Origin of the sequence: Imperialibacter sp., from assembly GCF_040222815.1 — a bacterium.
Taxonomy (GTDB): domain Bacteria; phylum Bacteroidota; class Bacteroidia; order Cytophagales; family Cyclobacteriaceae; genus Imperialibacter.
This window is the reverse complement of record NZ_JAVKCH010000015.1, coordinates 115,272-128,088: the sequence shown is the minus strand read 5'-3', so window position 1 is coordinate 128,088 and position 12,817 is coordinate 115,272. Positions and strand designations below refer to the sequence as shown.

The window sequence follows — 12,817 nt, the reverse complement described above, 5'->3', positions numbered from 1 at the left end:
AGGTGGCGTCAAGGAGAAAGGCATTTTACTCATAAAGCAATGAAAAGGGCCACTATTCAGCAGCCCTTTTTTATTTCATGTTCGATAGATTTTACTGCTCACTTTTCACTGTCGGGTACTTAATACCCAACTGCTCCAGGTAGGTGCCATACTTGCTTTCGTCGTAGTAAAACGGCTTTAGCTGAGGACGGAATTCATCCTGAATTTCGGTATTCAAATGAGTGGCTGGCTTCTCATCGTCAGCAATCATCGGTTTGTACTCAGTGTCCATCATCTGCACGTTGCGGTAGTAGTCCCAGGCCTGCGTTACCAACTCTGGCTTCAACAGAAAATCCACCAACGTCATGGCTTCGGCTTTTGCACCAGCCACCACGCCTTTGTGAGCAATAGGTGTCGCCATGGCTACGGCATTGGCCCAATGGTGACCTGGCAGCCCGGGGATGTTGGAAGGAAAACGCATGGTGACAGTAGGCAGCTTCCAGCTAATATCACCGATGTCGTCAGAGCCACCGCTTACAAAACTGCGGGTCGGTGGTTTTAGTGTATCGAGTGCTGTGGGAAGGCCCTCCTGTTTGGGATTGCCAAGTTCTTTTTGCAAGGCCTTTGCAAGGGTTTGATCGTCGTCGCTCCAGGTGGGCAGACCTACTTTCTTAATATTTTCGTACATGGTTTCTGCAATCACCTTGTTGAAGTGACGGGGCCAGGCGCTGCCCAGCACTCTACGGGTTACTGTGGTGCCCGTCATCATAGCGGCGCCATCGGCAATGCGGTTGCCCTTTTCGTACATCTCCATGATTTTGGGGTAGGTCACATTGCGGTAGTAAAACCAAATGGAAGCCTTAGATGGCACCACATTGGGCTGATCGCCACCGTCTTTGATTACGTGATGAGAACGTTGCAGGGGATCAAGGTGCTCCCGCTGGTACTGCCAGCCGATGGAGGTAAGCTCCACGGCATCCAAAGCGCTTTTACCCCTCCAGGGGGCGCCAGCAGCATGGGCAGCCTCACCCTCAAAAGAGTACTCCACCGAAATCAGGCCGGTACCAGAGGCCTGTCCGTAGGAAACGCCAAAGTTGTTGCCCACGTGTGTGAAGATCGAAATGTCTACATCGTCAAAATAGCCGTCACGGGTGTAGAACGCCTTGGTGCCTACAAGCTCTTCAGCCACGCCAGGCCAAACAATCAGCGTGCCCGACATTTTTTCCCTCTCCATGATTTCCTTCACTGCCAACACGGCGGCAATGTTGAGCGGCGTGCCTGAGTTATGTCCTTCGCCATGGCCGGGAGCACCTTCCACAATCGGATCGTGATAGGCTACGCCAGGCTTTTGCGATGCCTTGGGGATACAATCGAGGTCAGAGCCGATGGCGATCACAGGCTTGCCATTGCCCCATTTGGCAAACCAGGCAGTGGGTATGCCGGAAATGCCCTGCTCAATGGTGAAACCGTTTTCTTCCAGAATACCGGTCAGGTATTTGGACGTTTCCACTTCCTGGAACCCCAGCTCTGAAAAGCTGAACACCTTGTCGACCATTACCTGGGCCAACTTGGCGTTGGCCTCTACCTTGGCAGCCGCCTCTTTTTTTAGCGCCTCAATTTGTTTGGCACTGTACTTTTTGGCCTGGCCCATTACCAGTGCGGGAGCGCATGCCAGCATAAAACAAACAGTAAGAATCCTTTTCATAATAAACGGTCATTAGATTTTTCGTCTCAAATATTCATTGAAGTAATCTGGCTTTTTCGTTTTTACCAGCCGAACTTAGACGAACGGAAAAAACAACGTTTGTGAACCGTTTGCAAAAGTTACAGCTACCTGCGCCTATTACCCGATTTGCACCCACTCCCAGTGGTTTTTTACACATCGGCAACATTTATTCTTTCCTTTTCACCTGGCTGCTGGCCCGAAAAAACAATGGGCAAATTTTACTTAGGATTGATGACCTCGATCAGGAAAGGGTAAAGCCGGAGTACGTCGAAAACATTTTTCGGACGTTGGAATGGCTCGGGCTGGACTGGGATTTGGGGCCTTTTTCTGTTCAACAGTTTGAGAAGGAATACTCGCAGCTACAGCGCATGGAGTTGTACGAAGCTGCTTTTCAAACGCTGGAGAGGGAGGGGGCGGTTTTCGGCTGCGATTGTTCCAGAAAGCTGGTGAAAAAACTCATTGAAGAGCATAATTACGAGGGAATATGCCAGCATAAGGGGCTTGAACTTCATGGACATGATATTAGCTGGCGGTTGAAGACCGATGGCATGGCTGTGGTAAAGATGAAGCGTTACAAACAAGGGCTGAGTGTGGAGGAGTTGCCGTACTCACAGTCTCATTTTGTGGTGAGAAGGAGGGACGGCATCCCGGCCTATCACCTGGCCTCTGTTGTTGACGATGGGCATTTTGGGGTTAACACGATTGTGAGAGGAGAAGACCTTTTTGAGAGCTCTGTTGCACAGTTGTACTTGGCTGAAAAGCTGGGCTTGACTGCTTTTTCTGAGGCTGAATTTTTTCATCACCCTCTGATCATGGGCGGTGGAGTGAAGCTTTCGAAGTCCCAGCGGTCGTCAGCTGTGTTGGATGAGTTTTCGCAGGACAAACCACGCCTGCTCCGGAAGCTTGGGAGCTGGCTGGCATTGCCACCGGAAGCATGCGGGAGTTTGGATGAGTTGTTGAAAGCCTTTTCTTTCAAACGTGTTGGAAGCACCCTTTCCTACTAAGCCGTGTCGCCTTTGTGATCGAATAAAACCCCGACTTTTTTCACCCCATCAAACCCTAAAACTATCCGTAAACATTGTCCAATTTACCGGTAGCCAGATTCTATGGAACCGCATTGTTAAAAAACGTTAAATCACTCAACTCAACAACGAATACCGTTATATTGAATGACTGAACCTGCTAAAGGTCAGTGAATTGCAACATGGACAACTCAAAACAAAGGACTAATTATGCTTATTGGAAACTACCTCAAACTTGCTTTCAGGCACCTCCTGAAAAGCAGGGAAACCTCAGTTATTAATCTTGGAGGCCTTATTGTAGGCTTCACTTGTGCGCTTCTCATTTTTCTTTTCGCCAAAAATCAGCTCAGTTTCGACGACTGGAACAGCCAAAAGGACAACATCTATCGTGTGCTCACAATTGATGAGGCGCTGGGAGTCAGCAGCAACCTGGTAGGTATTACCATGCCTGCTATTGGCCCAGCCATGAAGACAGAACTCAGTCAGGTGAAAGAAACTACCCGGATTAGCTACAGCGGCCGAAACCTGGTGGAGTACAGCGATGTGCCACTTTACACCGAGAACTGTGCTTATGTAGAAAACTCCATTTTCAATGTATTTGACCTGGAGCTGCTGGCTGGTAACAAAGAAACAGTGTTGCTCAATCCCAACACAGCGGTTTTAACGGAGAGCTTCGCCAAAAAAGTATTTGGTATTGAAGACCCGATGGGCAAAACCTTCGAGATCGATAACTCCACCAATATGCAGGTGGTGGGCATTGTCAAAGACTTGCCAACAAACACGCATTTGAAGTTTGATCTCATGGCATCGCTTGTGCCCACTGAAGCCGACAGTTCTACCAGGCAGTTTCTGAGTACCTGGCGGTCGATTGCTATTACCACTTATGCGGTACTTGAGCCTGGCGCCAGCGAGGAAGCTACGGAAGCAGATATGGAGGCGCTGATTAGAAAGAATGACGTGGGTGAGAACTTTTCGGTCACTTTGCAACCCCTCAGCGACGTGCATCTGAGCTCAACAGGAATACTGTTTGACAATTTCAACTTCGAAAAAACCGATCTCAATTATGTGTACACGCTGCTGATGGTGGGCTTGTTCGTCATTCTGATCGCCACCTTCAACTTTATGAACCTGAGTACAGCCCGCTCGGCCAATCGGGCCAAAGAAGTGGGCATGCGCAAAGTGCTCGGTGCTTACAAGCCCCAACTGGTGATTCAGTTTCTGAGTGAGGCAATACTGCTGTGTACGATCGCTATGGCGATTTCCTTGCTGGCCGTTGGTTTGTTCTCTCCCTACCTTGATTTTGGCATCCCTGGTAACCTGTTGGTTTACCTCGTTTCTGATGCGACCACTGTAGTTGGCATTGCAGGCATTACACTGGGCATAGGAGTGCTTGCCGGCTTTTACCCAGCCTTTTTCTTGTCTGGCTTCCAGGCGCTCAAGGTGCTTCGGGGAAACTTTAAAACGGGCAAAAGTGGCGTTTGGCTCCGCAGGTCGCTGGTGATCATTCAGTTCACAGCCTCAGTCACCATGATCATCGGAACGGTGGTGGTTGGCAGGCAGCTCAACTACATCAAAAGCATTGACAAGGGCTTTTCGGAGGAACAGGTCATTACGCTTAGCCTAAGCGATCAGACCGTTCAGCAGAAAGCTGAAGCAATGAAGAACGAGCTGCTACAGCAGAGAGGCGTTTTATCAGCAGCCTATTCATCGAGCATGCCCGGTCGGGGCTTTGGGCGCAGAGGCATACGGCCGGAGGGAAGCGACCCCGATGATGTGTGGATCGTAAGTGTGATGTCGGTCAACGAGGACTACTTTCCGCTTATGGGTATGGAAATAGTAAAAGGGAGAAATTACTCGAAAGACTTTCCTGCCGACGAACAGCAGAGCCTGATTATCAATGAAGCTGCCGCCGCTGCGTTGGGCTGGGAAGAGCCAATAGGAAAAAAGATCGGGTATGGGCCGGCTGAAAGAACGGTCGTGGGCGTGGTGAAGAACTTTCACTTCGCCAGTATGCGTCATAAGATTGAACCCATCATCATTCCCTACAATCCCAATGCGACCTCAACGCTTTCTGTGAAGATTGATGCTTCTCAGACAAAAGAAGTACTGGCGGCCATGGAAAGCACATGGAAAACGATGTTGCCAGCCCACCCTTATGAATATACATTCTTCGACGAAGAATTCGGTCGCCAATACGAAAGTGACGAAGAGTTTGCGGGGCTAATTCAGAACTTTACGTGGCTGTCGATTTTCATTGCCTGTCTTGGGTTGTTCGGGCTGTCAACATTTACGGCGGAGCAAAAAGTGAAGGAGATTGGCATCAGAAAAGTGTTGGGCGCCTCTGTGCAGGGTATTGTGTTTTTGCTGTCGCAGGAGTTTTTGAAGCTGGTGGTAGTGGCTTGTCTGATTGCGGTGCCCATTGCCTGGTATTCAATGGACGGCTGGCTCGACGGCTTTGCTTACCGCATTGAGTTGAAGTGGTGGTTCTTCATTGCTGCAACGGGAGCAGCGGTGCTCATTTCAGTTTTGACCGTCAGCTATCAGTCCATCAAGGCGGCTATAAGAAATCCGGCCGGATCACTGCGAACAGAGTAGGTGATTTCTGAATGATTTAAAGAAAGGGTGTCACGCAGAGACGTATGGAGAAGAGAATTCTTTGCAGCCGGATCTCTCAGACCAGCGCCTTTGCGTGATTATTTGCCACCTGCAAATCCGTGGCCTTCAAGAAATTGTGAGCCCGCTGTAATGTTTTGTGTCTTTGATAGTGATATACAGTAGCAATCCCATCACTCTCAATGAAACACACCATTTTAATTTTTTTGATGGCCTGCCATTTTTTTACCCAGGCCCAAGTTGATTCTACTAAGTCATATACCACTGCGCATATTATCGGCGCTGCTCCTGAAATTGATGGATATATTGACGACCCTGTTTGGGATGAGGTTGATTGGGCTGGAGGTGATTTTCGCCAGGTGAACCCTGATAAGGGCAAGCCAGCGTCAGTTCAGACCAAATTTAAGATACTCTACGACGCCAAAAACCTCTATGTTGCTTTCAGGTGCTACGATCCCGAACCAGATAAAATAGTGAAACGGATGTCACGGCGGGACGGCTTCGATGGAGACTGGGTGGAAATCAACATCGATAGTTACTTCGACAAAAGGACAGCATTTTCATTCACCTCCTCTGTCTCAGGGGTAAAGGGCGATGAGTATATTTCGAACAACGGCGACAACTGGGACGATAGCTGGGATCCTATTTGGTACCTCAAAACAAGCATTGATGAAGAAGGGTGGGTTGCAGAAATAAGAATTCCGCTAAGCCAGCTCCGGTTCGCTGAAAAACCAGAGTTAACCTGGGGCATTCAGGTGCAGCGCCTTTTCTTTCGTAACCAGGAACGCTCGCAGTGGCAGTATATCCCTCCGGATGCCGGCGGTTACGTTCACTTGATGGGTGAAATGACAGGAATCAAAGGGGTAAAGCCACAGAAGCAGCTGGAGATTCAGCCCTATGTTGTAACCAAAATGGAACGCTTTGAAAAGGAGGATGGCAATCCTTACGCAACTGGCCGCAGTGCTGGCGCAGACGTGGGCCTTGACGCAAAAATTGGGATTACCAGCGACATCACCCTTGACCTGACAGTCAACCCCGATTTTGGACAGGTGGAGGCGGATCCTTCTCAGGTCAATCTAAGCGCCTTCGAGCTTTTCTTTCAGGAACGCAGGCCCTTCTTTACTGAGGGTAACAACACACTCAACTTTCCAGTGTCGCAAAACGACGACAACATCCTGTTCTACTCACGCCGCATCGGTCGCCAACCCCAGGGAGGCGTGGATACCGATGCTTCGGGAGATGACACGGTGAATGAGTATGTGAAACCCAATAATCGAACGACTATTCTTGGTGCCGCCAAACTCACGGGCAAGAATAAGAAAGGATTTTCCTGGGGAATCCTTGAAAGCGCTACCTCAAAAGAGTATGCGGAAATCGATAGTCTGGGCAGCACCAGAAAAGAGGCGGTAGAGCCTTTTACCAACTACTTTGTCGCCCGTGGACAACAGGATATCAACAAGGGTAATACGATACTTGGAGGTATTGTCACCGGAGTAAACCGCAATATTAAAGACCAACAGCTGGATTGGCTCCACAAAGCTGCCTACTCGGCTGGCGTCGATTTTCTGCATAACTGGAGTGAACGAAAATATTATGTGAGCAGTAAGGTGATGATGAGTCATGTGCAGGGGGGCATGGAGGCCATTTCCAACACACAACTGTCGTCGGAGCGATATTTTCAGCGGCCCGATAACGATCACACTGAGTACGACCCAACACGCACCTCGTTGAGTGGCACTGGTGGTGAAGTGATTGTTGGAAAGAAAAGTGGCAACCTGGTCAGTGATCTGGGTTTGGTTTGGCAGTCTCCCGGGTTCGAGCTAAACGACATAGGCTACCTGGCGCAAACCGACAATATATCACAGTGGTTTTGGATGCAATACCGTATACTGCAGCCCAAAGGTATCACCCGTTGGCAGCGCTACAATGTCAATCAGTGGCGGGAGTATGATTTTGGCTGGAGAAGCTTGAACGAAGGGTATAACGTGAATGCTCATGCTGAGTTCAAAAATTTTTGGCAGTCTGGCGGAGGTGTTACCTACAGGGTTCGAAGTGCATCGAATGCTGATTTACGTGGCGGCCCAACCATTGCTTATCCTGGCATGTTTAATTTCTGGGCATACACAGGCACTGATCCCAGAAAAAAATTCCATGTCAACATAAACCCGGAATTTGAAATAGGGAAAGAAAATTACAGGCGATATGCCGGTGTTTATCTGGACTTTACGCTGAGGCCAACTAATGCCTTGAATATCTCCGTTTCTCCTACTTTCGAGGCCAGCGAGAACCAGTTGCAATATGTGTCGTCTCCTACCGCAGAAGGCGAGAACAGGTATATAGTAGGCACAATTGATCAAACGACCGCCAGGGTCGTCTTCAGAGCTACCTACATGATCACACCGAATCTTTCGGTGCAATACTACGGACAGCCCTTCGGTACCTCGGGTAAATACAGCGAATTCAAATCGATTACTGACGCCAGTGCGGCAGAATATGCCCAGCGTTACATCTCACTCCCGGCCAGTAGCGTTTCACTGAGCAATGACCGGTATTTTGTGGATGAGAACAATGACGGGGCCTCCGATTACTCCTTCGGGAAACCTGACTTCAATTTTGGTCAATTTCGATCCAATATGGTTGTCCGTTGGGAATACATCCCTGGCTCCACGTTGTTTGTTGTCTGGACGAGAGAAAGAAACGGGGCATTTTATGATTCGGTTCCAGGTCACGACAAATACTCTTTTGACTTTGAGGAAAAGGGTCACAATATTTTCCTTTTCAAATTTACCTATAGGTTCGTTTTGTAGGGAAGAAGAAAATTCACCAAAAGGAAGCAAGCTTTGCGGTCTGATGTTTCAGACCTGCGCCTTTGCGTGATCATTTTTTTTAAGTCACGCAAAGACGCTAAGGCGCAAAGAAAGATTTAATTGGCTTTGGTTATGAGTGTCAAGAGTTGCTTATGTGTGATTAATCAATTTAGACTTCCTCTGGCAAGAGCATTAAAGCCCGTTGACAATTCTCTGAATCCCATTTTTGATAAGTTCTTCATTGAAATTGACAAGCAAACCCAACTTCATGTTTGTAAGTCTCAAGTAAGTCAGTAGTTGTTTTTGGTGAACTCTACTTATTTCCTCCACCGACTTCAGCTCTAAAATTACTTTCCTCTCGACGATGATATCAGCTTTGAAGCCGATATCCATTTTCAGACTATCCCAATAAACTGGAATACCCTTTTGTCTTTCGATGCTCAATCCGGCTTTTTTTAGCTCATAGCAAAGAATCTCTTCGTAAACAGACTCAAAAAGCCCCGGGCCCATCCCACGGTGAACTGTAAAGCAGGTGTTGACAATGATTTTTGATAGGTCGTTTTCCGACATAGCGTTCTTAGTTAATGGTTGGAAAGAATGTATTCTAAAATATAACAAATGAAACGGTAAGAATAAGCCCAAGGCTTAATAGCCTGGGCGAATAATACACTCATGCAAATTTCCGGGGGATCGCAAAGGCGTAAAGAAGGAACTTCCAGACCTTTGCGGTCTGATTTATCAGACTTGCGCCTTTGCGTGACTATTTCTACCTTTTTAAGAGATCACGCAAAGACGCTAAGGCGCAGAGAAGTGGCATAGTATCTCCCTTTGAGACCAGACAAAACTGTCATTGAGAGTCCTGAATGTGGTCGCCACAAAAAAGAAAAGGACTCACAGAAGCGAGTCCTATCTCCTTACCTATTCCTCCCTTCCAACTTTGAAGAGGTGTGTTAAGCGTGAAGGGTTCTTAATTATCTTTCTTCTCTTTTTCTATCATGGAAGAGGTGAGGTCGTTGAGCACCTCCAGTTTAGTTGAGAAATCTCCTTTGAGTTTGTCCCTGAAGGTTTTCATATTATCCAATAGTGACTGCATGCTGTCAGGGATGGCCTCCTCAAGGTACTGGCGCATGCGCTTGGCCAGGGTGGGGGACTTACCGTTCGTGGATATGGCAATTTTCAAGTCTCCTTTGCGAACGATAGAGCCAAGGTAAAAATCACACAGTGCGGGAGTGTCGGCTACGTTCGTTAGAATGCCCAGCTCAGTTGTTTTGAGCTTGACTTCTTTGTGGAGCTCAAAATTGTCGGTAGCAAGTATCACCAGTTGCTTGTTGGCGAGGTCGCCAAACTCAAATTTTCTGTAAGTGAGGACTACATTCGGAGAGCTTTTTGCCAGCTTTTCAGTTTCCTCTAAAAAGCGATCAGCTACTACGGTTACATTGGCCAATGGATTGTTGACCAGCAAAGCGGTAAGCTTTTCGAGCCCAACATTGCCGCCGCCCACAAGCAGCGTGTTGAAGTTCTCGAGCTTCAGAAAAACCGGAAAGAGCGTATTTTGGCTCATGCCTTCTTTTCCAGTTGCTCGAGTATCGTTGCCATGAATTCTTCTTTCTGCGCAACTTTTACCACTTCGCCAATAACAATGATGGCAGGGCTGCCGAGTCTCTTCTCCCGTGCAATAGAGGTAATGCTCGACACAGTGCCGATTCCCATTTTTTGATTGGGCAGGCTGCCATTCTGGATAATAGCGACAGGCGTTTCGTCTTTTTGAAACCGGGAAAAGATCCTCATAATCTCCTTCAGCTTGTTCATGCCCATCAGGATGATAACAGTTGCATTTGACTGGGCGGCATAATAGAGATCGTTCGATACTTTGCCGCCGCTGGTGGTACCAGTAATCACCCAAAAGCTATCGCTCATACCCCGGGCGGTTAATGGTATATTGTTAATGGCTGGAACAGCATGTGAACTGCTGATGCCAGGAATTACTTCCACATCAATCCCAAAACTTTTCACGTAATCCATTTCTTCCTGCCCACGACCAAAAATGAAAGGATCGCCGCCTTTCAGGCGTACCACATGCCCGTAGTTATAGGCATGCTCCACAATCAGCTTATTGATTTCCTCCTGCTTGTAGCTATGTCTGCCAGCTCTTTTGCCTACAAAAAGCCTGACGGCCGACGCAGGGGCATAGTCGAGCAACTCCTCGTTAACCAGAGCGTCGTAAAGCACCGCATCAGCTGATTGCAAAGTCTTTACTGCTTTCAGCGTAATTAGGTCAGGATCGCCCGGTCCGGCGCCAACCAGCGAGACTTTTGGTAAGTTTTTTACTTGTGTATTCATTGTCGGACGCTGATTGAATAATTAGTTGGAGGTAATAAGCTGCTTGGTACGGATGGCTTTCACCTTTTCGATAAACGCAGCTGCTTCCTCTTTAAATGTGCTGGCGAACGCTTCCGTCGGTTCGTTACTACTTATTTTGGTGATATGTGCTTCGAAGCTGCCTTCCGGGAAGGAGAACTCACCTTTTTCAACAAAAATTCTGTCAAAATCTCTGATGATCGCTATCTGCGTGTTGTTTTTCACATCTTCGGAAAGCAACAGCGCCTTGGCTGAAGTGACAAACACATTGTAGCTATGATAAAGCGAGTCGGCCCAACGGCCCTCCGCAAAGGCTTCATTCGCCCAATCCAACTTTTCTTCAGAGTCATAAAACAGCGTAGCCACCAGGTCAATGATCACACCGGCACATTCACCCACGGCTGTTTCCACCTTGAAATTTTGTTCTTCGCCCCAGTCCACAAAATCAGAGTCTGAGAGATCGTCCAGAGAAGTAAGAGGCTTCAGCAAGGTATAGAAATACCTGTCTCCCTGTCTGGCAAAATAGTCTTTGTAGTACTCGCCATCGTTGCCATGCTCGTCATAGTCAGCGAGCAAGACCCTTAGCGCTTCCGGGCCTCTTTTGCTAGGGATCTTGATCACTTTGTTAGCAATACGGCCATTGCCGTCGGCGTCAACTCCACCACCGAGGAGCACTTGCAGAGCAGGGAGTACCAGCCCGTCTTTTTTCTGAGAGCTGCCGTGGAAGCCAATACCGGCAATGCCATGTTGCCCGCAAGAGTTGGGGCAGCCGCTGATTTTAATGCTGATGTCACTGTTTTTTACCAGGTCGGGAAATTCTTCCGTCATCACTCTTTCCAACTCTACAGCAATGCCATAGCTGCTGGAAATTCCCAGGTTACAAGTGTCGGTGCCTGGGCAGGCAGCCACGTCAGCAGTCGATTCGAAACCGGGATTGGCCAGCCCCAGCTTGTCTAATGCCACGTAAAGACCCCGGAGCGCCTCTTCCCTCACGAATTTTAAGATAAAGCCTTGCGTAACGGTGATCCTTAATTCATCAGCTGCAAATTCACGCACTACTTCGGACAGTGCCCTCGCTTTGTCGGAACTCAGGTTGCCCAGCTGGGTTTTAAGCCCAATGGCGAAAAAACCTTTTTGTTTTTGCGGGAACACATTGGTCTGCAGCCATAGTTGGTACCGTGCCTCATTGTCGATGCTTACTTCCTGATACACCTTTCCCTTCGGTTGTGGTTCGGGCTGCTGTACCGAATTTGTGTCGATTTTGTACGTCTTGTGTTTAAGTGCCGGATACTCCGCTTTAGCGAGATCGAGTAAACCCTGCAACCCAATTTCAGCCATCAAAAACTTCATGCGTGCCTTTTGACGGCGAGCCCTTTCGCCATACCTGTCAAAAACCCGCAACACCGACTCGGCAAATGGAATGATTTGATCTTCTTCCATAAACTCATATGCCACCTGGGCCAACATGGGCTGCGCACCAAGACCACCTCCGACAACCACTTTAAAACCTCTAACCTCTTTTCCGTTTACCTGCTTCACTTTGGCAATGAACCCAATGTCGTGGATGAAAGAGAAGGCGGAATCCTCATCTGAAGAGGAGAAGGAAATCTTAAACTTCCTGCCCATTTCCTGACAGATAGGATTGCGCAGAAAATACTCGAATGTGGCCTGAGCATACGGCGTGATATCAAATGGCTCGTTGGGGTCAATGCCCGCCTTGGCCGAACCTGTTACATTTCTTACCGTGTTGCCGCAGGCTTCCCTAAGGGTAATCTTTTCCTTTTCCAGCTTGGCCCACAGCTCCGGCGTCCTGTCGAGGCTCACGTAGTGAATCTGGATATCCTGGCGGGTAGTGGCGTGCAGGGTGCTGCTGGCGAACTCATCCGACAAGTTAGCTATGTGCACCAATTGCTTGGTGGTGATTCTGCCGTAGGGCAGCTTGATCCTGACCATTTGTACACCAGGCTGTCGCTGACCGTACACCCCCCGGGCAAGGCGCACGCTGCGGAACTTGTCGTCATCGATTTGCAGGTTCCTGAATTTTGAAATTTTGTCTGCCAGGTCAATGATGTCTTTCTCAATGACCGGATTGTTGATGTCTTCTAACTCACTTCTGAAACTTTGCATGGCTGAATTTTCTTGGGATAAAAAACAAAAAAGCCTTTCCGCTTTGGTAGCTGGAAAGGCTTTCATTTATGTTTTGGATGGCGCTATTACTCGTTGTTTCGATTTGCTACCACACTAATTAAATGCCTTTCCGCTTCCGGACAACACCAGAACCAGCAAGCACACCTGTTTGAGGCGAACTCTTT

Annotated in this window: 8 protein-coding genes; 3 read left to right on the top strand and 5 right to left on the bottom strand. The window is 48.3% G+C overall.

Features of this window, described 5'->3' with window-relative positions:
* Nucleotides 1-91: 91 nt before the first annotated feature.
* Nucleotides 92-1,684, bottom strand: coding sequence for an amidohydrolase (locus tag RIF36_RS05035; protein WP_502880837.1), 1,593 nt, complete (start codon nt 1,682-1,684; stop codon nt 92-94).
* A 101-nt stretch (nt 1,685-1,785) separates the two neighbouring features.
* Between RIF36_RS05035 and RIF36_RS05030 the strand changes: the two genes are divergently transcribed.
* From RIF36_RS05030 to RIF36_RS05020, 3 genes are all read left to right on the top strand, one after another.
* A complete protein-coding gene (locus tag RIF36_RS05030; RefSeq protein WP_350121579.1) occupies nt 1,786-2,709 on the top strand; it encodes a glutamate--tRNA ligase family protein in 924 nt (307 codons plus the stop codon).
* Nucleotides 2,710-2,937: 228 nt separating this feature from the next.
* Nucleotides 2,938-5,322: an ABC transporter permease gene (locus RIF36_RS05025; RefSeq protein ID WP_350121577.1), complete on the top strand. Its 2,385-nt coding sequence runs from the start codon at nt 2,938-2,940 to the stop codon at nt 5,320-5,322.
* A gap of 200 nt (nt 5,323-5,522) precedes the next feature.
* A complete protein-coding gene (locus tag RIF36_RS05020; RefSeq protein WP_350121575.1) occupies nt 5,523-8,147 on the top strand; it encodes a DUF5916 domain-containing protein in 2,625 nt (874 codons plus the stop codon).
* Between the two features lie 192 nt (nt 8,148-8,339).
* Here RIF36_RS05020 and RIF36_RS05015 read toward each other — a convergent pair whose 3' ends face one another.
* The 4 genes from RIF36_RS05015 to RIF36_RS05000 all read right to left on the bottom strand — a co-directional run bounded on the left by RIF36_RS05015 (nt 8,340) and on the right by RIF36_RS05000 (nt 12,632).
* A complete protein-coding gene (locus RIF36_RS05015; RefSeq protein ID WP_350076204.1) occupies nt 8,340-8,717 on the bottom strand; it encodes a GxxExxY protein in 378 nt (125 codons plus the stop codon).
* Nucleotides 8,718-9,114: 397 nt separating this feature from the next.
* Nucleotides 9,115-9,708 carry a precorrin-2 dehydrogenase/sirohydrochlorin ferrochelatase family protein gene (locus RIF36_RS05010; protein WP_350121573.1) on the bottom strand — a complete coding sequence of 198 codons (594 nt, stop codon included), beginning with the start codon at nt 9,706-9,708 and terminating at the stop codon, nt 9,115-9,117.
* Nucleotides 9,705-10,487, bottom strand: coding sequence for a uroporphyrinogen-III C-methyltransferase (gene cobA, locus RIF36_RS05005; protein WP_350121571.1), 783 nt, complete (start codon nt 10,485-10,487; stop codon nt 9,705-9,707). Before cobA ends, RIF36_RS05010 begins: the two co-directional genes overlap by 4 nt.
* A gap of 21 nt (nt 10,488-10,508) precedes the next feature.
* Nucleotides 10,509-12,632 carry a ferredoxin-like domain-containing protein gene (locus RIF36_RS05000; RefSeq protein ID WP_350121569.1) on the bottom strand — a complete coding sequence of 708 codons (2,124 nt, stop codon included), beginning with the start codon at nt 12,630-12,632 and terminating at the stop codon, nt 10,509-10,511.
* Nucleotides 12,633-12,817: the final 185 nt, after the last annotated feature.